This is a genomic window from Streptomyces sp. WAC 01529 (assembly GCF_003945545.1).
In the GTDB taxonomy this organism is placed as follows: Bacteria; Actinomycetota; Actinomycetes; order Streptomycetales; family Streptomycetaceae; genus Streptomyces; species Streptomyces anatolicus.
Genome location: NZ_CP029617.1, coordinates 7,804,375 through 7,825,830 on the forward strand (window position 1 = coordinate 7,804,375; position 21,456 = coordinate 7,825,830).

Consider the following 21,456-nt stretch of genomic DNA (forward strand, 5'->3'; position numbering starts at 1 on the left):
GGACGCCGGCAGCCACCGGACGTCGTGAGCCGACAGGCACCAGCCGTTGTGAGGAGACAGAGCGATGACCCGACCCCGATCCCTCGTCGAGGACGTGTGGCCCCTGTCGCCGTTGCAGGAGGGCATGCTGTTCCACGCCTCCTTCGACGACCAGGGTCCGGACGTCTACACCGTGCAGTCCGCGGTGGACGTCAACGGCCCGCTGGACACGGATCGGCTGCGGACGTCGTGGCAGGCCCTGCTGGCCCGGCACGCCGCGCTGCGGGCCTGCTTCCGGCCGGTCACCGGCGCGCACATGGTGCAGGTCATCCCCCGCGAGGTCGTGCTGCCCTGGCACGAGGCGGACGTCTCCGGACTCGCGGAGCCCGAGGCCCTCGCGGAGATCGACCGGCTGGCCGCACAGCAGCGGGCGGAGCGCTTCGACCTCACGGTCCCGCCCCTGCTGCGCCTGCTGCTCGTCAAGCTCGGCGAGAACCGGCACCGCCTGGTCATGACGCTCCATCACATCCTGTTGGACGGCTGGTCGATGCCCGTCCTGCTGGGCGAGCTCTCGGCGACGTACGCGGCCGGGGGCACCACCTCGGCGCTCAAGCGGGTCGCGCCCTACGGCGAGTACGTGGCCTGGCTGGGCCGCCAGGACAAGGAGGCCGCGTCGGCCGCGTGGCGGGCCGAGCTGTCCGAGGTCGACGGCTCGACGCTCGTGGCACCGGCGGACCCCGGCCGCATACCCGTGCTCCCCGAGCAGGTGCACACGGCCGTCACCGCCGAACTCGCTGACTCACTCTCCGAGTTGGCGCGCGGCAGGGGCCTGACGCTGAACACGGTCGTCCAGGGCGCCTGGGCGCTGGTCCTGGCACGCCTCGCGGGCCGTACCGACGTGGTGTTCGGCGCGACCGTCGCCGGACGCCCCGCCGAACTGCCCGGCGTGGAGTCCATGGTCGGCCTCTTCATCAACACCCTGCCGGTGCGCGTGCCGCTGGACGGCGGGCAGCCGGTCGCGGAGATGCTGGCGCGGCTCCAGGAGCGCCAGTCCGCGCTCATCCCCCACCAGCACGTGGGGCTCGCGGAGGTCCAGAAGCTCGCGGGCGCCGCGGCCGTCTTCGACACCCTCGTGCTGTACGAGAACTACCCGCTGCCGCCCGCCCCTCCCGCCCCCGGTCCCGACACGGTCTCCCTCAGCCCGGCGGGCGCCTCGCGTGACGCCTCGCACTACCCGCTCACGCTCGTCGCGGTCCCCGGCGGCGACCGGATGCGGTTCAAGCTGGACTACCGGCCGGATCTGTTCGACCGCGGCACGGCGGAGTCGATCGTCCAGCGGTTCATCCGGGTCCTGGAGCGCATGGCGGCCGACCCCTCCGCGCGGATCGGCGACATCGACGTACTGGACGACGCCGAGCGGTCGCGGGTGGTGGAGCGGTGGAACGCCACCGGACAGCCCGTGTCCGCGGACTCCGTGCCGGCCGCGTTCGAGGAGTGGGCGGGCCGCACACCGGACGCGGTGGCGGTGCGCTGCGGCCAGGACGCGGTGTCGTACGGGGAGTTGGAGGCGCGGGCGAACCGTCTGGCCCGCTACTTGACGGGCCTCGGTGTCGGCCGTGAGGAGAAGGTGGGGCTGTGCCTGCCGCGCGGGATCGACATGATCGTCGGTGAGCTGGCGGTGTGGAAGGCGGGCGGCGCTTTCGTGCCGCTGGACCCGGAGTACCCGGCGGACCGGCTCGCGTTCATGGTCGCCGACAGCGGCACCCAGGTGGTGCTCCACGCCGGTCAACCGCCGATCGGGGCCGCGCGCATGGTGCGCGTCGACGACCCGGAGACCGTGCGGGCCATCGCCGCGGAGTCCGCCGATCCGCTCGCCGTGCCCCTCCTGCCGGACCAACTCGCCTACGTCATCTACACCTCCGGCTCGACGGGACGCCCCAAGGGCGTGGCCGTCGCCCACCACGGTGTGGCGAATCTCGCGGACGCGCTGCGCCCGGCGCTCGACCTCGACGCGGGCACGGTCATGCTGCAGTTCGCGTCGTTCGGCTTCGACGGATCCGTCCTCGACGTGGCCGTCACCCTGGCGGCCGGCGGCACCCTCGCCATCGCCTCGGCCGAGGAGCGCACCGAACCGGACGCGCTGACGGGGATGATCCGCGAGGCGGGCGTCGAGGCGGCCAGCGTCGTGCCGTCGGTGCTGCGCGTCCTGGACCCGGCCGACGTGCCCGGCGTACGCAACTGGGTCCTCGGCGGCGAGCTGCTGACCGCCGACCTCGCGAGCCGGTGGACATCCCGGGCCCGCGTGTGGAACACGTACGGGCCCACCGAGGCGACCGTGATGGCCACCGTCGGACCGGTCGACTCCGGGATCACGGCGGGCGACGAACCCCCGCCGATCGGACGCCCCCTCGCCAACATGCGTACGTACGTGCTCGACGGCTTCCTGCGCCCGGTGCCGCCCGAGGTCACCGGCGAGCTGTACGTCGCCGGGCCCGGCCTGGCGCGGGGCTACGCGGGACGGCCCGAGCTGACGGCGGAGCGGTTCGTGGCCTGCCCGTTCGGCGCGGGCGGGCGGATGTACCGGACCGGGGACCTGGCCCGCTGGACGTCCGACGGCCAACTGGTCTTCGCCGGACGGGCCGACGAACAGGTGAAGCTGCGCGGATTCCGCGTGGAGCCCGGCGAGATCGGGGCGGTGCTCGCCGGACACGCGGCGGTGGGCCAAGTGGCGGTCGTCGCCCGCGAGGACCTGCCGGGCGACAAACGGCTCGTCGCGTACGTCGTGCCCGCCACGGCCCCCGCGACCGGCGCCGGAGCGGAAGCCGGAACCGAAGGCGTCGACGACACGATCGACCCCGAGGCGCTGCGCGCGTTCGCCGGAGCCCGGCTCCCCGAGTACATGATCCCCGCGACGGTCGTCGTCCTCGACGCACTGCCGCTCACCGTGAACGGCAAGCTCGACCGGGCCGCCCTGCCCGCACCCGAACACGCCGTCCAGGGCGGCCGGGAGCCGCGGACGCCCGTCGAAGCGGTCCTGTGCGGACTGTTCGCCGAGGCGCTCGGCGTCGAACGGGTCGGCGCCGACGACTCTTTCTTCGCCCTCGGCGGCGACTCCATCCTGTCGATGATGCTGGTCTCCGCAGCCCGCCGCGCGGGCCTCGCGATCACCGCACGCCAGGTGTTCGAGCACCGGACACCGGCCGCCCTCGCGCTGGTGGCCCTGCCCGTGGACGGCGCGGCCGTCGGCGGCGGCGAACCCGGGACCGGCGAAGTGCCCCTGACCCCGGTGATGCACGAACTGCTCGACCGCGTCGGCGCCGGCCAAGTGGGCCGGGTCGTCCAGTCCGCCGTGGTCGAGGCCCCGGCCGCACTGCGCTCGCAGACGCTGGCCGACGCGGTGCGCGCCGTGGTGGACCACCACGACATCCTGCGCGCACGCCTGGAGACCGAACCGGCACGGCGGCTCGTGGTGTCCGCACCGGGCACGGCACCCGCCGGAGCGTGGGTGCGCCGCGTCGACGCGACCGCGCTCGACGCCGACGACCTGGCACGCACCATCGCCGAGGAGAGCAGGGCGGCGGTGACGCGGCTCGACCCGCGCTCCGGCGTCATGGCGCAGGTGGTCTGGTTCGACCGCGGACCCGAGACCGCGGGGCGGCTGCTCCTCGTCGTCGACCACCTCGTGATGGACGCGGTGTCGTGGCGGATCCTGCTGCCCGACCTGGAGCAGGCCTGCGCGGCGCTCGCCGCCGACCGCAAGCCCGAACTGGAGCCGGTCCCCACGTCGTTCCGGCACTGGGCGCGCGCGCTCGCCGAGCAGGCCGGCAGCCCGGAGCGGATCGCCGAACTCCCGCGCTGGACCGAGCTGCTCCAGGGCCCCGACCCGCAGCTGACCGAGGTGCCCCCGGACCCGGCACGCGACGTGGCCGCCACCGTGCGGCGGGTCTCGGTGACGGTACCGGCCGACGTCACCTCCGCCCTGCTGACCGGCTTGCCCGCCGCCTACCACGCGGGCGCCGACGACGTACTCCTGACCGGCCTCGCCGCCGCGGTCGCGCACTGGCGCGACGGCGCCGACCCCGAGGGCGGCTTCCTGGTGGACGTGGAGGGCCACGGCCGGGTGGAGCTGACCGACGGCATGGACCTGTCCCGGACCGTCGGCTGGTTCACCGGCACGCATCCGGTGCGGCTCGACGCGGGCACCGCCGACCTCGAAGAGATCCTCACCGGCGGCCCGGCCGCCGGCGAGACGGTGAAGCGGGTCAAGGAACAACTGCGCGCGGTACCCGGCGACGGCCTCGGCCACGGCCTGCTGCGCCACCTCAACGAAGAGACCGCGCGGCAGCTCGCCGCCCTGCCCGCCGCCCGGATCGGCTTCACCTACCTCGGCCGTGTCCCCGGCGCACCGGCGGACGACGACCACGGGGCGGCGCCCGACCCCGTCGGCGGTCAGCTCCCGGTCGCCCACCCCCTGGAGGCCGTCGGCGTCGTCCACGACCTCCCCGAGGGGCCGCGCCTCACCCTGAGCCTGGCCTGCCCGGAACACCTCCTGGACGAGACGCGGGCGCGCGCCCTGGTCGAGGGCTGGGCGGCCATGCTGACCGGCCTCGCCGCCCACGCCGCGGACCCCGCCGCGGGCGGCCACACCCCCTCCGACTTCCCGCTGGTCACGCTCACCCAGAACCAGGTCGGGAAGCTGGAGGACGCGGCGCCGGGCCTCGCGGACATCTGGCCGCTGTCACCGCTGCAAGAGGGACTGCTGTTCCACTCGATGTTCGCGGACGAGGGCCCGGACGTGTACGTGGAGCAGATGATCGTGGGCCTCGAAGGGCCGCTGGACACCGAAGCCCTCAGGGCGTCCTGGCAGTCGCTCCTCGACCGGCACGCGAGCCTGCGCGTCGGCTTCCGTCAGGTGGCCGGGTCCGGGCAGGCCGTCCAGATCGTCATGCCCCGGGTCGTCCTGCCGTGGCGCGAGGAGGACCTGTCGGAACTCGGCGACGACGCGGCCCTGGAGGAGTCGGAGCGGATCGGCAGCGGGGAGCGGGAGAAGGGCTTCGACCTGGAGCAGCCGCCGCTCCTGAAGGTGCTGCTCGTCAAGACGGGCCACGAGCGGTACCGCATGATGGTGACGCTCCATCACATCATCCTCGACGGCTGGTCGTTGCCCGTGCTGCGGCGCGAGCTGTGGTCCTGCTACGAGGCCGGGGGCAGCGCCGACGACCTGCCTGCGGTGACGCCCTACTCCGAGTTCCTCGCCTGGCTGGGACGCCAGGACAAGGAAGCGGCACAGCGGGCGTGGGGGACCGAGCTGTCCGGCGCGGAGGAGCCGACGCTGGTCGTACCCGTGACCCCGGGCGCCACGGTCGAGGCGTCCGGCGCCTCCGGCGAGGTCTTCGCCGTCGCCGACGAGGCGCTGAACGCCGCGCTCGGCGAGCTGACCCGCGCCCACGACGTGACGCTGAACACCGTGATCCAGGCCGCGTGGGCGCTGGTCATCGGCCAGCTCGCGGGGCGCAAGGACGTGGTGTTCGGCGCGTCCGTCGCGGGCAGGCCCGCCGAACTGCCGGGCATGGAGGACATGCTGGGCCTGTTCATCAACACCGTCCCCGTCCGGGTGCGCTGCGAACCGGCGCGGACCGTCGCCGAGGTCCTCACCGACGTACAGGCCAGGCAGTCCGTCCTGATGGACCATCAGTATCTGAGCCTGGGCGACATCCAGCGGATCGCGGGACCGGGGGCGACCTTCGACTCCCTCATGGCGTTCGAGAGCTTCCCCACCGGCATGGACGCGCCCACCCAGCCCGGCGAAGGGCCCCGGGAGGCCACACCGCCCGGCCTGAGCTTCACCGAGGCCGGGATGCGCGAGTCGATCAACTACCCGCTCGGTCTCGTGGTGGACCCGCTCGGCGGGCTGCGGCTGCGGCTCACCTACCGCTCGGACGCCTTCGAGGAGCCGGCCGCCCACGCCCTCCTCGACCGGTTGGTGCGGGCCCTGCGGCAGATGGCCGCGGACCCCGCGCTCCCCGTGGGCCTCATCGAGCTGTCGGACGACGCCGAACGGTCCCTGGTGACCGAGCGGTGGAACACGCCGGCGGTTGCGGTCCCGGACGCGCTGGTGCCGGAGCTGATCCGGACCAGGGCGGACCGCGCCCCGGACGCGGTGGCGGTCCGGTGCGGCGAGGAATCCGTGACGTACGGGGAGCTGGAGGCCCGGGCGAACCGCCTGGCCCGCCATCTGGCCGGGCTCGGTGTGGGGCGTGAGGTGCGGGTGGGCCTGTGCCTGCCGCGCGGGATCGACATGATCGTCGGCGAGCTGGCGGTGTGGAAGGCGGGCGGCGCGTTCGTGCCGCTGGACCCGGAGTACCCGGCGGACCGCCTGGGCCATGTGATCGCCGACAGCGGCGCGCGGGTCGTGCTGGGCGCCGGTGACTCACTCGACGGCCTGCCGATGGGCGCGGCGCGGGCGGTCCTGCTCGACCAGGTGGAGACCGCGCAGGCGCTCGCGGCGCAGCCCGCCGAGCCCCTCGCCGTGACGGTGACACCGGATCAACTCGCCTACGTGATCTACACATCGGGGTCGACCGGCACCCCGAAGGGCGTGGCCGTGGCACACGGCGGCGTGGCGAACCTGGCCGAGACCATGCGGCCCGCCCTGGGCGTCGCCGAGGGCGTGGCGGTCCTGCAGTTCGCGTCGTTCAGCTTCGACGCGGCGGTCCTGGACGTGGCGGTCACCCTCGCGGGCGGCGGCACGCTGGTCATCGCCTCGGGACAGGAGCGGGCCGAGCCGGGGGCGCTGGCCGAGATGATCCAGTCCTCGGGCGTCAGCACGGCGAGCGTGGTGCCGTCGCTGCTGAGCCTGCTCGACCCCGACGCGGTCACCGGCGTCGGCAACTGGGTCCTCGGCGCGGAGCTGCTCACCGCCGACCTGGCGAGCCGATGGACCCCGCAGGCGCGGGTGTGGAACACCTACGGCCCCACCGAGGCGACCGTGATGGCCACCGCGGGACCCGTGGACGAGGACATCAGGTCGAACGACGGGCCGCCGCCGATCGGCCGCCCGCTCGGCAACATCGGGACGTACGTCCTCGACACCTACCTCCACCCGGTGCCGCCGGGCGTCACCGGCGAGGTCTACATCGCGGGACCGGGTGTGGCGCGCGGTTACATCGAGCGTCCCGGCCTGACCGCCGAGCGGTTCGTGGCCTGCCCGTTCGGCGCGGGCACACGGATGTACCGGACCGGGGACCTGGTCCGCTGGACGACCGACGGACAGCTGCTGTTCGTGGGGCGTGCGGACGAGCAGATCAAGATCCGCGGATTCCGGGTGGAGCTGGGCGAGATCGAGGCAGCCCTCACCTCCCACCCGCAGGTACGGCAGGCCGTGGCCGTGCTCCGCGAGGACCGGCCCGGCGAACGGCGCCTGGTCGGCTACGTGGTGGCCGCCCCCCAGGGCGACGCCCCGGGGGCCACCCCGGGCACCACCCAGGACGACGCCAAGGACGCCTCCGTGGACGTGGAGGCGGTCCGCGAGCACCTGGCCCGCACCCTGCCCTCGTACATGATCCCGGCGTCGGTCGTGGTCCTGGAGAAGCTGCCGCTGACACGCAACGGCAAGGTGAACCGCAGGGCGCTGCCCGTCCCGGACTTCGCGGGACGCGTCTCCGGGCGGGAACCGGAGAACGAGACCCAGGCGACCCTCTGCGCGCTCTTCGCCGAGATCCTGGACCTCGAACGGGTCGGCGTCGACGACAACTTCTTCGACCTGGGCGGCGACTCGGGCCTCGCGATGCGGCTCGCCGCGCGGATCCGCGAGAAGTTCGGCATCGAGCTGAGCATGCGGCGCTTCTTCGGCACCTCGACCCCCCTCGGCGTCGCCAGGCTCCTGACGTCGAAGGAACTCCCGGAGCTGCGGCCGGTCGACCACCCCGCAGACATCCCCGCCACGGCGAGCCAGGCACGCGTCTGGCGGCTGGAGCGGGAGAACCCCGGCGCGGCGGTCCGGCGGGCCCCGATCGCCCTGCGGCTGAACGGCACGCTGAACCGCGACGCACTGCGGGAGGCGCTCGGCGATGTGGCCGCACGCCACGACCTGCTGCGCACGACCTTCGCCGAGTCCGATAGCGGTGAGCTGTACCAGCACGTCCTGGACGTCGACGAGGCCCGGCCCGCGTTGCCGGTGACACCGGCGACCGAGGAGGAGCTGCCGGACCTGCTCGCCGACCACGCCGGGTACGAGTTCGACCTCACCCGCGAGACCCCGTGGACGTGCCGCCTGTTCGCGCTCTCGGAGACCGACCACGTCCTGCTGATCGTGGTGCACAGGATCGCGACGGACGACGCCTCGCTGGTCATCCTGGTCCGTGACCTGGCGGCCGCCTATGGAGCCCGCCGGGAGGGCCGCGCCCCCGAACGGGCCCCGCTGCCCCTGCAGTTCGCCGACTACGCGCTCTGGGAGCGCGAGATGCTCCGGGACGAGCGGGACCCGGACAGCCTGATCGGCGAGCAGTTCGCCCACTGGAAGAAGGTGCTGGCGGGCCTGGGCGCGGAGCTGGACCTGCCGACCGACAGGCCGCGGCCGGCCGTCGCGTCCCACCGGGCCGACTCGGTGCCGCTGGTCCTCGACGGTGACACGCACGCCCGGCTGAAGGAGGTGGCCGAGGGCGAGGGCGCGACCGTCTCCATGGCGCTGCACGCCGCGCTCACCCTGCTCCTCTCGGCGCTCGGCGCCGGGCCCGACGTCACCCTCGGCACGGTGCTGCCGCTCCGCGACGAGGAAGGCGACCTGGACGGCCTCGTGGGCCCCTTCGCCGACCCGATGGCCCTGCGGACCGACGTCTCCGGCGACCCCACGTTCCGCGAACTGCTCGGCCGGGCACGGGACACGCACCAAAGGGCGGCGCAGAACACCGATGTGCCGTTCGCCCGCCTGGTGGAGGCCCTCTCCCTGCCGCCTTCCACGACGCGGCACCCCGTCTTCCAGGTCCTGCTCGAAGTCCACGGCGACGCCGCCGAGATATGGGAGTCGCCCGCCCTGCCGGGCCTGAGCACCACCCGCCTGCCCGTGGGGACACCGGTGGGCGAACTGGACCTGGAGCTGAGCCTCACCGAACGGCAGGGCGCCGAGGGCCGCCCGAACGGCGTCGACGGCACCATCCGCTACGCGGCCGAGCTGTTCGACAGGTCCACCGTCACCGCGCTCGCGCGGCGCCTCGTCCGCGTCCTCGCACAGGTCGCCGCCGAGCCGGGGCTGCGCCTGAGCCAGGTGGACATCCTCCTCGACCCGGCCGAACGCCACCAAGTGGTGGAGGCCTGGAACGACACGGCGTCGGAGGTACCGGACCGCACCGTCGTCGACCTCCTCGCCGAGCAGGCCGCGCTGCACCCCGACGCGGTGGCCGTCACCGACCAGCACGGCGGCACGCTCACCCACGGCGCGCTGGACGCCGCGGCAGGCCGGCTCGCGGACCGGCTGGCCGCGCGGGGTGTCGGCGCGGAGGACGTGGTCCTCGTGGCGCTGCCGTCCACTGCCGACCTCGTCGTCGCACTGCTCGGCGTACTCCGGTCCGGTGCCGCCTGCCTGTTCGCCGACCCGAACCGGCTCATGGAGGACATCGCCTCGTGCCTGCGCCGGGCCACCCCCGCGACCCTGGTCTGCGACACGGCCCTGGCCCCGCTCCTTGCCGACGGCATCACGGTGCCGATGCTGCTGCTCGACGCCCCGCAGGCGGCCGAGGCGACCGGCACGCACACCGCCGACGGGACCGGCGGCAGGCTGCCGCTGCCCGGCCAGGCGGCGCTCGTCCTCGGCACCACCGCACCCGGCGCCGCGGACGGTTCCGTCGCGGGCGCCGTCATCGAGCACCGGACGCTGCGCGACCAGACCGCGCACCGGACGCACGTCTCGCCCGCAGGGCACGGGGTGACCGTCCTTGACGTACGCGCACCCGTCTCCACGTTCCTGACACCACTGCTCGCGGCCCTGTGCGAGGGCGGCGGCGTCCGGCTCGCAGTGCCCGGCGACGACACCACACCGACCGCAGGGCCGGACGGCACGCAATTCCTCGTCACCACCCGCGAACTGCTGCCGACGGTCCCCGAACCGGCCTCCGGGCAACCGGCGTTCGCCGCTGTCACGGTCGTGGACGACACCGGGACGACCACCGCGGCGGAGACGCGGGACTGGCTGGCACGCCACCCGCAGACCGCGCTGGTCAGCGTCCACGGCACGGCGGAGACCGCGGGCGCGTGGCTCGATCACACGACCGAGCCCGGCGAACCACTGCCCGTCCAGGCCCCCGCGGGACGACCCGTGTCCCACACCCGGGCCTACGTCCTGGACGACTTCCTGCGCCCCGTCCCGCCGGGCGGCACCGGCGACCTGTACGTCGCGGGATCCTCGCTGGCGCGGGGGTACGCGGACGGCCCGCGCCCGACCGGTGAACGGTTCGTCGCCTGCCCCTTCGGGCCCGCGGGGGAGCGCATGCTCCGCACCGGCGAGCGCGCGAAGCGGACGGCCACCGGCCTGCTCGCCCTGCGCGGCAAGAGCCAGGACGGGAAGCACGGTGCCAGGACGGCCCGCCGCGCCGGCGGAGACCACGGCGACCTGGAGGCGCTGCTGCCGCTGCGCCCGACGGGCACCCGGCCCCCGCTGTTCTGCCTCCACACCGGCACCGGACTGAGCTGGGCCTACGCGGCGCTGCTGCGCCACCTGCCGCAGGACCTGCCCGTGTACGGCGTACAGGCGCGCGGGCTGGCGGGACCGGAGCCCATGCCGCAGAGCGTGGAGGAGATGGCCGCCGACTACGCCGAGCAGATCAGGACCGTACAGCCCAGCGGCCCCTACCACCTCCTCGGATGGTCACTCGGCGGGCTGATCGCCCACGCGGTCGCCACCCGCCTGGAGGAGCAGGGCGAAGAGGTGCGGCTGCTCGCGGTGATGGACGGCTACCCCGAAGGGTCCGGCGGAGCCGACCTCGGCCGCAGGCGCGGACCCGACCAGGACGCGGACTCCACCCCGGCGCAGCGCGGCAGGACGCTCGGCCTGGACGCCGGCACAGGCATGGACGAAGGCCTCAGGGCCAACATGCAAGCCGTGATCGACAACATCGGCCGTCTCACCCCGCACCACACGCCACGCCGCTTCCACGGCGACCTGCTCCTCTTCGTCGCGGCCGAGGACCGGCCCGCGGAACTGACCGCGTCGGTCGCGCGGGAGAGCTGGCAGCCCTTCGTGGCGGGGGAGGTCGAAGCGCACGAGATCGCCGCGAGCCACTACACCATGCTGCAGCCCGTGCCCTCGTCGGACATCGGAGGCATCCTCGCGGCGAAACTCCCGGCGCCCGACGACACCGGAACGAAGTGAATCGCCCGATCCCCTGACGCGGAACACGGATGACGAAGGGACCCCCGAATGGCGAAGCGACTGAAAACCGCCGCGCATACGCGCAGGAACGGCATAGAACCCCTGCCCGAACTGGCGAGCATCAGCGCGCAGACACCGCTCGTCCGGGTCGACGCCGAGGGGTCGTTCTCGGGCTGGCACTGGCTCGCCACCGGCCTCGACGAGGTGCGGGCGATCCTCAGCGACGACCACAGGTTCAGCATGATCCCGCCGCCCACTCAGATGCACGGCGCCGCGGGGCGCGTCGAGATCGGCAATCTCCTGCGGTACGACCCGCCCGAGCACACCCGGCTGCGGAAGATGCTGGTGCCCGAGTTCACCGTACGGCGCATCCGCCGCCTCGAACCCTTCGTGACGGAGATCGTGACGGACTGCCTGGACGCGCTGGAACTCGCCGGGCCACCCGCCGACCTCATGCCCACCTTCGCCCTGCCCGTCCCCGGCCTGGTCGGCTGCGCCCTGCTCGGCGTGCCCCGCGACGACGCGGCCGATCTGGCACGCCACTTCATCTCCACCTCCGCCGCCGCCACCGACCACCGCACCGATCCCCGCGAACGGGAGCGGATGCGGGCGGCGGGCAACGCGTTCGTCACGTACATCCGAAGGCTCGTCCGCCAGAAGCGCCGCGACCCCGGCGACGACCTGCTGGGCATGCTGATCCGCGAGCACGGCGCGGACGTCACCGACGAGGAGCTGACGGGCATCGCCGCGACCCTCCTCGGATCCAGCATCGAGAACGTCGGCGGCATGCTGGCACTCGCCCCACTCGCCCTGCTCCAGCACCCCGACCAGCTCGCCCTCTTCCTGGACCGGCCGGAACTGATCGACCAGGCGGTGGAGGAACTGCTCCGCTACGTCTCCTCCGTCCCGAACTCCATTCCCCGCTACGCCACCACCGACGTACGCGTGGGGGACCAGGTGATCAGGACGGGCGAGGTGGTCATGTGCTCCCTGCTCGCCGTCAACCGCGCCCAGCTTCCGGGCGTACCGCAGGACACCCTCGACATCACCCGGGACAGCAGCGGCCACATCGCCTTCGGGCACGGCATCCACCACTGCCTGGGCGCGTCCCTGTCCAGGCTGGAGCTGCGGATCGCCCTTCCGGCCCTCTTCCGCAGGTTCCCCGGACTGCGGCTCACCGTGCCGGCCGAGCAGCTCCGGTACCGGACCTGGACGCCCAACTACGGAGTCGACGTACTGCCGGTGGTCTGGTGACCTCACGCCCTGCCGCACCCGTGCGGGAAAGGAAGACCGTCCATGCCCAAGCCGTTGAAGGACTCCGACCAGAAGCCGCTCGTCGCGACCGTCGTGCCGGGTACCTCGGACCGTGCCTGGATCGCCAACGGCTACGACGAGGTGCGGGCGATCCTCAGTGACGACCGGTTCAGCACCATGCCGCCCGCGAAGACCCCCGAGGCCTCCCGGCGGCTCATCCAGCCCGGCAACCTCCTCCAGTACGACCCGCCCGAGCACACCCGGCTGCGCAGGATGCTGACGGGGGAGTTCACGCTCCGGCGGGTCCGCGCCCTCGAACCCCTCGTCGAAGGCGTCGTGAAGGACCGCCTTGACGCCATGGAAGGCGCCGGGCAGCCGGTCGACCTCGTGGCCCACTTCGTCTGGCCGACCACCAGCCTGATCGGCTGCGCCCTGCTCGGCATCCCGCGCGACGACCAGGCGGAGCTGGTCCGCCACCTCGACACCAACCGCCTCGACAACCCCGACCGGGAACAGCGGGACATGGCGGGCACCGCGTACCTGGCCTACCTGGACAAGCTCATGCGGCTCAAGCGCCGCAAGCCCGGCGACGATCTGCTCGGCCGGCTCATCCGCGACCACGGCAGGAGCCTCACGGACCCGGAACTCACCGGCACCGCGGCGACCCTCCTCGCCTCCTTCATCCCGATCACCGGCGGCACCCTGGGCCTCGGCCTCGTGGGGCTCCTGGAGAACCCGGACCAGCTGGCCCTGCTCATCGAACGCCCCGAGCTGATCGACCACGCGGTGGAGGAAGTGATCCGCAGCGTGACGATCATCCCGCACGCCTCGCCGCGCACCGCCACACAGGACGTCACCATCGGCGACCAGGTGATCAAGTCCGGTGAGTTCGTGGCGTGTTCACTCCTGGAGGCCAACGGCACGCGCGCGCCCGGACAGCCGCAGGACACCCTCGACATCACCCGCGACAACAGCCACCACATGGCCTTCGGGCACGGCCTCCACTACTGCATGGGCGCGTCCCTGGCCCGCATGGAGCTGCGGATCGCGATCTCGGGGCTGCTGCACCGCTTCCCCAAGGTGCGGCTCGCGGTGCCGCGCGACGAACTCCGCTTCACGGCACGGTCCGTGGAGTCGCTCCCGGTGGCCTGGTAGGGGAGGGGCGAGATGCCGAACGAACCGGCGCCCGTGCCCCTGCACACCCGCCGCACCCGCTTCGATCCGGCCGACGAACTGCGCCGGCTCTCCGACGGCGGCCCGGTCACCCGGGTCAGCCTGGCACCCGGCGCCGGTGACCGGCCCCTGTGGCTGGTCACCGGCTACCACGAGGTGCGCCAGGTCCTCGGCGACCAGGTCCGCTTCTCCACCAGCCGCTTCGGCGCGCGATCGGCGGCGGGAGGCAGAGCCGCCCAACGGCCCGACGAAGGCATCGGGCTGCTCATGGACTACGACCCGCCCGAGCACACCCGGCTGCGGAAGATGCTCACCCCCGAGTTCACGGTCCGGCGGATGCGCAGGCTCCAGCCCCGGATCGAGGCCATCATCACCGAGTGCCTCGACGCCGTGGAACGCGCCGGACACCCCGCCGACCTCGTAGAACTGTTCGCCTCCGCCGTCCCGGGCCCCGTGCTGTGCGAGCTGATCGGGGTGCCGCGCGACGACCGCGACGACTTCCTGCGCCGCTGCCACGCCCACCTGGAGACCGGCAAGGAACGGAGTGAGCGGGCGGCCGCCGGGACGGCATTCACCCGCTACCTCGCCGCCCTCGTGGCCCGCCAGCGCAAGAACCCCGACGAGGGCTTCCTCGGCATGCTGGTGCGCGACCACGGCGACGAGTTCACCGACAAGGAACTGCGGGGCATCTGCATCCTGTTGATGCTCGCGGGCCTCGACAACATCTCCGGAATGCTGGGCCTCGGAGCGCTGGCGCTCCTGGAGAACCCCGGCCAGCTCGCCCTCGTCCGCGACGACCCGGCCGCCCTCGACCGGGGCATCGAGGAGCTGCTGCGCTATCTCTCCGTACCGCACGCCCCCACGCCCCGCACCGCGGTGGAGGACATGACGCTCGGCGGCAAGCGGATCAGGGCGGGCGACACCCTCGTCTGCTCGATCCCGCTGGCCAACCGCGATCCGGCGCTCATCGACGAGCCCGACCGGCTCGACATCACCCGCGAGCCCGTGCCCCACGTCGCGTTCGGGCACGGCATCCACCACTGCCTTGGCGCCGCCCTCGCACGGATGGAAATGCGCATCGCCTACGGGGAGTTGCTGCGCCGCTTCCCCGGCCTGCGCCTCGCGATACCGGCGGAGGACGTGGAGTTCAGGGTCCGCTCGACCGCGTACGGGGTGGAACGGCTGCCGGTCACCTGGTGAGCACGGGGGAGGCGCAAGGAGCCCTGGTGAGCCCGAGAGGAAGCCCGAGAGGAAGAAGGGAGAGGAGATGAGGATGGAGATACGAGTGGACCGTGAACGCTGCGCCGGTTCCAGTCTGTGCCTGAGCTACCTGCCCGAGGTCTTCGACCAGTCGGACGACGACGGCAAGGTACTGCTCCGCACACCGGTGCCCGGCGCAGACATGGAGGAGGCGGTCCGGGGCGTGGCCGCGAGGTGCCCCACCGGCGCCATCACCCTGCACGCACGGGACGCGCAGGACGCGTAGGCACCCGACGCGAGGGCCCACGACGCACCCCGGAACAGTGAAGGCCACGAGCCCGCCGGCCCGTGGCCCTTCGGCATGCCCGGCCGCGAATCCGCAGGTGGCAGGCGTCCCGACCGCCCGCGGACCGGCAGGCGATGAGGGCACTGTGCGGGCGCCCCGCTTTGTGTCCGCCGTGTGACCGCCGGCCGCGTAGAAGTGTGGTCCATGTTCCTCACACACAAGCGAGCGACCGCGCGCAATCGAGTCGCACACAAGCGAGCCGTCGCCCCCGCCCTCCTGGCCGCCTCCGTCTTCGTCACGGGGGCCGCGCTCACGGGCTGCTCCGGCGACTCCTCCGCCGCGTCCAAGGAGAAGGAGGCATCGCCGACGAGCGCCTTCGACCGGGCGCTGGCCTACTCGGAGTGCATGCGGAGCAACGGAGTCCCCGACTTCCCCGACCCGCAGCAGGACACCGGCGGCGTCAAGCTGACCCCGGAGGGCAACGCCGACCCGAACTCCGAGGGGTTCAAGAAGGCCGTGGAGGCCTGCCAGGACAAGGCGCCGCAGGGCCTCGGCGGAGGCGGCGGCGGGGGCGGCGGCGAGGCCATCGACTCGGCCAAGGTCGCCGCGTGGGCCAAGTGCCTGCGGAAGAACGGCGTACCGAAGTTCCCCGACCCCGAGATCAACGGCGGCACCATGAACATCGACCTCGTCGGCGCGGGCGTCGACCCGCAGAGCGCCGCGTTCACCAAGGCCATGCAGACCTGCCAGAGCAAGTACCCGGGCGGCGGCGTCATGTTCGGGCCCGCCGGGGGTGGGCAGTGACTCCGGACGGCACGGACGAGATGGCACCGGACCGGCCATCCGCACCCGAACGGCGACCCGGGGCGGACCGGCCGGCCGGGGCCGACAGGTCAGCCGGGGCGCTGGAGCGCCACAGCACCGGCCAGGTGTCGACCAAGACCTCCAGGGACGTCGACACGGCCGCCGAGGAAGAGCCCGCCAGGGAACTCGACACGGCCGCCGCACAGGAACCCCCGGCCAAGGACGAGGAGCAGCCCGGCAGCGCCCGCAGGCGCCGCCCGCTGCGCACCTCGCTGATCGTGCTCGCCGCCACGGTGGTCGCCGCCGCCGTGGGCATCGCCGCCACCGGGACCCTCGGCGGCGACGGCACCGACTCCGCGAGCGCCGCCCCGACGGGACCGCCCGCGACGGCCAAGGTGGAACGGACCACGCTGACCGACTCCGAGACGGTCGACGGCAACCTCGGCTACGGCGACGCGCAGACCGTGCAGGCCCCCGCCTCCTCGACCGGCACCGGCGACTCCGGGCAGGGCGGCGCCTCCGGCGGCGACAAGGGCGACGGCATCCTCACCTGGCTCCCCGAAGAGAGCAAGGTCATCAAGCGCGGCGACACCGCCTACCGCGTCGACGAGCAGAAGGTCCCGCTCCTGTACGGGTCCTTCCCGCTCTACCGCACCCTCAAGTCCGGCACCGAGGGCGCCGACGTCAAGATGCTGGAGAAGAACCTCCGCGCCCTCGGCCACACCGGCTTCACGGTCGACGACACCTACGACTCCGCCACCGCCGAAGCCGTGCGGGACTGGCAGGACGACCTCAACCGCGAGGAGACCGGCGAGGTCCGGCCGGGGGAGGCTTTGGTCGCCCCGGAAGCCCGGCGCGTCGCGAACGTGACGGCCACCCCCGGCGCCGCCCTGAACGGAAACCTGTTCTCCTGGACCGGCACCGAGCGCATCGTCGGCGTCGACCTGGACGTGCAGTTCGAGGACCTGGTCGACAAGGGCACCGAGGCCACGGTCAGGCTCCCGGACGACACCACGGTCAAGGCCAAGGTGACCGACATCGGCACCCCGTCGACGTCCAAGGGCGACGACTCCGGTTCCGGCGAGTCCGACTCCGGGTCCGGCGGCTCGGGCGGCAACGAGGACCCCACGCTGCCCGTCGAGTTGACGGTGAAGGACCAGAAGGGGCTCGGCCGCTACCAGGCCGCCGCCGTCGAGGTCACCCTGAAGGCCGAGACCCGCGAGGACGTGCTCGTCGTTCCCGTCAACGCCCTCGTGGCGCGGAAGGGAGGCGGCTACGCCGTGGAGGTCGTCACGGCGGACGGCACCGCGCTGCGCCCGGTCAAGCCCGGCATGTTCGCGGACAGCAGGGTCGAGATCTCCGGGTCCGGCATCAAGGAAGGCACCGTCGTGGGGGTCCCCAAGTGACCTGGCAGGCAACGGGGGCGACCACGGACCGCCCGGTGGTCGAACTGGCGGGGGTGTCCAAGACGTACGGGGACGTCGCCGCCCTGCGCGACGCGGACCTGGTCATCCGGCGGGGCGAACTCCTCGCCATCGTCGGCCCCTCGGGCTCCGGCAAGTCCACCATGCTCAACATCATGGGCACCCTGGACCGCCCCACCCAGGGCACCGTACGCATCGACGGGCACGACGCGGCCAGCCTGAGCGACCGCGAGCTGTCCGCGCTGCGGGCCGGCACCATCGGCTTCGTCTTCCAGCAGTTCCACCTGGCCTCCGGAGTGCCCGCGCTCGACAGCGTCGCGGACGGGCTGCTGTACAGCGGCAGGCCGCGCGGCGAACGGCGCCGCCTCGCCGAGAAGGCGCTGCGCCGGGTCGGCCTCGGCCACCGCCTCTACCACCAGCCGCACCAGCTCTCCGGCGGCGAGAAGCAGCGCGTGGCGATCGCCAGGGCCGTGCTCGGCGACCCCCCGCTGCTGCTGGCCGACGAGCCGACCGGCGCCCTGGACTCGCGGTCCGGCGCCGTGGTGATCGAGCTGCTGCACGAGCTGCACGAGGCCGGCACGACGGTGGTCGTCATCACGCACGACCGGGACATCGCCGCCACCCTGCCCCGCGAGGTACGGGTCAAGGACGGCCGCCTGGAGCACGACTCCGGCCGCGCGGGCACGTCCACTTCCCTGGTGCCCGAGGAGGCCGTGCGATGAGCGCGACGAACACGATCAGGGAACTGGAGGGGGCCGCGAACCCCGAGCCGCCGCGGCGGCCGAAGCCCGCCCGGATGAACCCGGCCGACGTGCTGCGGGTCGGCGGCTCCGGACTGCGCTCACGGCCGATGCGGGTCTTCCTCTCGGCGCTCGGCATCGCCATCGGCATCGCCGCGATGATCGGCGTGGTCGGCATCTCCACCTCCTCCACCGAGGACCTCAACCGCAGGCTCCAGGCCATGGGGACCAACCTCCTGACCGTCACACCCGGCCAGTCCTTCGTGGGCGACGCGGCCCATCTGCCCGCCGAGTCCGTCGAGATGATCGGCAACATGGACGACGTGGAGTCGGTCTCCGCCATCGGCAAGACCAGCGCGAAGGTCTACCGCAACGACCACACCCCCAAGCAGGAGACCGGCGGCCTCACGGTCGCCGCCGCCCGCACCGACCTGCCGAAGTCGGTCGGCGCCGAGATCGTCGACGGCCGCTGGCTCAACGCCGCCAACAGCCGCTACCCGGCCGCCGTCCTCGGCCCCAAGGCCGCCGAACAGCTCGGCGTGCACAGGGCGGGCCCCGACGTGAAGGTCTGGCTCGGCGGTCGCTGGTACACCGTCGTCGGCCTGCTCGCGGCCAACGAACTCGTGCCCTCGCTGGACTCCTCGGTCCTCGTCGGCTGGACGGTCGCGGAGAAGGAACTGGGCTTCGACGGCTACCCGACCGCCATCTACACCCGCGCCGAAGAGGCGGCCGTCAACGACGTCCAGAGCGTCCTCGGCGCCACCGCCAACCCGGAGACCCCCAGCGAGACCACCGTCTCCCGGCCCTCCGACGCGCTGGCCGCCAAGGAAGCCACCGACGACGCCCTCAGCGGACTGCTGCTCGGCCTCGGCGGGGTCGCCCTGCTCGTGGGCGGGGTCGGTGTGGCCAACACCATGGTCATCTCCGTACTCGAACGCCGCTCCGAGATCGGCCTGCGCCGCGCACTGGGCGCCACCCGGGGCCAGATACGCACCCAGTTCCTGGCCGAGGCGCTGCTCCTTTCGGCACTCGGCGGGCTCGGCGGCGTCCTGCTCGGCATCGCCGTCACCGGCGGCTACGCCTCCTACCAGGGCTGGCCGTCCGTCGTCCCCCTCTGGGCGATGGCGGGCGGGGTGGGCGCCACCCTGGTCATCGGCGGCCTCGCCGGGTTCTATCCGGCGGTACGAGCCGCCAGGCTGCCCCCGACCGAGGCCCTGGCCACGACCTGACCCGCTGAGAGGCACCACCTGGGACCGCGGTGCGCCCGCTGGAACCATCCCCCGTGCCACGGGGGCACCGCGCCCGCCCGTTCCGCCCCGGGCCGATCCCGGCAGGCGGCACGGGCGGGACCTCAGGCCTCGACCAGCCCCGCGATCCCGGCGAGGCCCCGGAAGGAGTCCAGGAGGCCCTCACGGTCGTACGTACTGGTCGTCACCAGCACTTCCTGGGCGCCGCTCTCCTTGATCACCCGCTCCAGACCGTCCGCGACCTGCTCCCGCGTGCCGTACAGATGGCCGCGCAGCCCCGACTCGTAGAAGCCGCGCTCCTTCTCCGTCATCGTCAGGGCCTCCACGCGCTCGGCCGGGGGAAGCGGCGGGAACGTCCCGTGGGTGCGGGAGTACGCCAGCGACCAGGCCTCCGGTATCAGCAGCCGGCGGGCCTCCTCCTCGCTCCGCGCGACGGCGACCGTGCCCGCGATCACGACATACGGCTCCGCCAGCCAGGGCGAGGGGCGGAACCCGCCGCGGTACGCCTCGATGCCGCGCAGCATCTTCTCGCGGCCCCTGATGTCCCCGATGACCAGCGGAAGACCAGCCTCGGCGGCGATCGTGGCGCCTTCACCCACGGCGAGGACGTACGGCGGGACGGTAAGGCCCTCCGCGGGGCGGGCCCGCACACCGGTGCCGGACGTGCCGCGGAACCAGCCGAGCAGCTCGGTCAATTGCGCGGCGAAGTCCTGGGCGTCGTGCTTGTCGCGCCCGAGCGCCTTGCGCACCCCGTCCGTGAAGCCGACGGAACGGCCGAGCCCCATGTCGATCCGGCCCGGGAAGAGCGACTCCAGGACCCCGAACTGCTCGGCCACCACCAGCGATTGGTGGTTGGGCAGCATCACGCCGCCCGTGCCGACCCGGATGGTCCGGGTGGCCGCCGCGACAGCCGCGGCGAGGACCGTGGGCGCGGAGCCCGCGACGCCCGGCACGCCGTGATGCTCCGAGACCCAGAAGCGGTGGTAGCCGAGCGCCTCCAGCTCCTGGGCCAGGCGCACGGTGTCGCGCAGGGCCTCGGGACCGTCGTGCCCCTCCCGGGTGCGCGAGCGGTCGAGGACGGAGAACCGGGTTGCCGCGATCACTGAACTCACGCTCGGTTCAACACCTGGGAGCCGCGATCATTCCCGCCCCGGACTCCGGCCGCGGATCCCCGTCGCGCCGACCACGCTGATTACGCTGATGCCGTGACCGACGACAAGAGACCTCTGGCCGTGTTCGACCTGGACAACACCCTCGCGGACACCGCGCACCGCCAGAAGTACCTGGAGCGCAAGCCGCGCGACTGGAACGCGTTCTTCGCCGCGGCCCCGCACGATCCGCCGCTGGCGCCCGGCATCGAGCTGGCCCTCGCGAGCGCCAAGGAGTGCGAGGTCGTCTACCTCACGGGCCGCCCCGAGCGCTGCCGCGCCGACACGGAGGCCTGGCTGGCACGCCAGGGCCTGCCGGCGGGCCGCGTCTGGATGCGCGGCAACGCGGACCGGCGCCCGGCGCGCCGCACCAAAGTGGAGATCCTGCGGGACCTCGCCCGCAAACGGGAGATCCGGATGCTGGTGGACGACGACGGGCTGGTCTGCGCGGACGCGGCCCGCGCGGGCTTCACGGTCGTACGAGCGGACTGGGCGGACACCTCGGAGGCCCTGAAGACCGCCCAGGAGAAGGAAGGCCGCACCTGAGAGGGCCTGAGAGGACCTGAGAGGCGCCCTCAGGGGGAGGCGGCTACGTGAGGTCGCCGTCCTCCAGGCGGAACCCCACCTTCAGGCCGACCTGGTAGTGCTGGATCTCCCCGTTCTCGATGTGCCCCCGCACCTGCGTGACCTCGAACCAGTCAAGAGAGCGCAACGTCTGCGAGGCCCGCGCGATCCCGTTGCGGATCGCCTGGTCGACTCCCTCGTGAGAGGTGCCGACGATCTCGGTGACACGGTAGGTGTGGTTCGACATGGGGGAATTCCTCCCGGCCGTGGGTGAC

General features: G+C 73.2%; 12 protein-coding genes. 10 read left to right on the top strand and 2 right to left on the bottom strand.

The genetic code is table 11. From position 1 onward, the window contains the following. Positions 1-64: 64 nt before the first annotated feature. The 9 genes from DMA15_RS37780 (at position 65) to DMA15_RS34405 (ending at position 19,451) form a co-directional block, all read left to right on the top strand. Complete coding sequence (locus DMA15_RS37780) at positions 65-11,341, top strand: non-ribosomal peptide synthetase (protein ID WP_240660087.1); 11,277 nt, start codon at positions 65-67, stop codon at positions 11,339-11,341. Positions 11,342-11,389: 48 nt separating this feature from the next. After that, positions 11,390-12,595, top strand: a complete 1,206-nt coding sequence (locus tag DMA15_RS34370; RefSeq protein WP_125516561.1) for a cytochrome P450 — start codon at positions 11,390-11,392, stop codon at positions 12,593-12,595. 42 nt (positions 12,596-12,637) lie between these two features. Continuing rightward, on the top strand, positions 12,638-13,750 hold the full coding sequence (locus DMA15_RS34375) for a cytochrome P450 (protein WP_125516562.1): 1,113 nt from the start codon (positions 12,638-12,640) through the stop codon (positions 13,748-13,750). 12 nt (positions 13,751-13,762) lie between these two features. After that, positions 13,763-14,968, top strand: a complete 1,206-nt coding sequence (locus DMA15_RS34380) for a cytochrome P450 (protein ID WP_125516563.1) — start codon at positions 13,763-13,765, stop codon at positions 14,966-14,968. Positions 14,969-15,041: 73 nt separating this feature from the next. Further along, positions 15,042-15,254 carry a ferredoxin gene (locus tag DMA15_RS34385; protein ID WP_125516564.1) on the top strand — a complete coding sequence of 71 codons (213 nt, stop codon included), beginning with the start codon at positions 15,042-15,044 and terminating at the stop codon, positions 15,252-15,254. Between the two features lie 204 nt (positions 15,255-15,458). Then, positions 15,459-16,058: a hypothetical protein gene (locus DMA15_RS34390; protein WP_125516565.1), complete on the top strand. Its 600-nt coding sequence runs from the start codon at positions 15,459-15,461 to the stop codon at positions 16,056-16,058. Positions 16,059-16,183: 125 nt separating this feature from the next. Beyond that, on the top strand, positions 16,184-17,464 hold the full coding sequence (locus DMA15_RS34395) for a peptidoglycan-binding protein (protein ID WP_240660088.1): 1,281 nt from the start codon (positions 16,184-16,186) through the stop codon (positions 17,462-17,464). After that, positions 17,461-18,204, top strand: coding sequence for an ABC transporter ATP-binding protein (locus DMA15_RS34400; RefSeq protein WP_240660089.1), 744 nt, complete (start codon positions 17,461-17,463; stop codon positions 18,202-18,204). Before DMA15_RS34395 ends, DMA15_RS34400 begins: the two co-directional genes overlap by 4 nt. Before the next feature lie 74 nt (positions 18,205-18,278). Further along, the gene (locus tag DMA15_RS34405) at positions 18,279-19,451 is read left to right on the top strand and encodes an ABC transporter permease (RefSeq protein WP_240660339.1); all 1,173 of its coding nucleotides are present in this window, start codon (positions 18,279-18,281) and stop codon (positions 19,449-19,451) included. Positions 19,452-19,573: 122 nt separating this feature from the next. Here the strand turns inward: DMA15_RS34405 and DMA15_RS34410 are convergent, their stop codons facing one another. After that, the gene (locus DMA15_RS34410; protein ID WP_125516567.1) at positions 19,574-20,581 is read right to left on the bottom strand and encodes an LLM class flavin-dependent oxidoreductase; all 1,008 of its coding nucleotides are present in this window, start codon (positions 20,579-20,581) and stop codon (positions 19,574-19,576) included. A gap of 93 nt (positions 20,582-20,674) precedes the next feature. Here DMA15_RS34410 and DMA15_RS34415 point away from each other — a divergent pair, with 93 nt between their 5' ends. Further along, entirely contained in the window at positions 20,675-21,163 is a 489-nt protein-coding gene (locus tag DMA15_RS34415) for an HAD family acid phosphatase (protein ID WP_125516568.1), read from the top strand. Between the two features lie 43 nt (positions 21,164-21,206). On the opposite strand, the gene DMA15_RS34420 is transcribed toward DMA15_RS34415, so the two are convergent. After that, on the bottom strand, positions 21,207-21,428 hold the full coding sequence (locus DMA15_RS34420) for a dodecin (RefSeq protein ID WP_125516569.1): 222 nt from the start codon (positions 21,426-21,428) through the stop codon (positions 21,207-21,209). Between the last annotated feature and the right edge of the window lie 28 nt (positions 21,429-21,456).

What these genes read in the sequence shown, in the direction of transcription:
- DMA15_RS37780 (WP_240660087.1), top strand. Translation starts at nt 65, where the DNA reads ATGACCCGACCCCGATCCCTCGTCGAGGACGTGTGGCCCCTGTCGCCG.
- DMA15_RS34370 (WP_125516561.1), top strand. Translation starts at nt 11,390, where the DNA reads ATGGCGAAGCGACTGAAAACCGCCGCGCATACGCGCAGGAACGGCATA.
- DMA15_RS34375 (WP_125516562.1), top strand. Translation starts at nt 12,638, where the DNA reads ATGCCCAAGCCGTTGAAGGACTCCGACCAGAAGCCGCTCGTCGCGACC.
- DMA15_RS34380 (WP_125516563.1), top strand. Translation starts at nt 13,763, where the DNA reads ATGCCGAACGAACCGGCGCCCGTGCCCCTGCACACCCGCCGCACCCGC.
- DMA15_RS34385 (WP_125516564.1), top strand. Translation starts at nt 15,042, where the DNA reads ATGGAGATACGAGTGGACCGTGAACGCTGCGCCGGTTCCAGTCTGTGC.
- DMA15_RS34390 (WP_125516565.1), top strand. Translation starts at nt 15,459, where the DNA reads ATGTTCCTCACACACAAGCGAGCGACCGCGCGCAATCGAGTCGCACAC.
- DMA15_RS34405 (WP_240660339.1), top strand. Translation starts at nt 18,279, where the DNA reads ATGAACCCGGCCGACGTGCTGCGGGTCGGCGGCTCCGGACTGCGCTCA.
- DMA15_RS34420 (WP_125516569.1), bottom strand. Translation starts at nt 21,428, where the DNA reads ATGTCGAACCACACCTACCGTGTCACCGAGATCGTCGGCACCTCTCAC.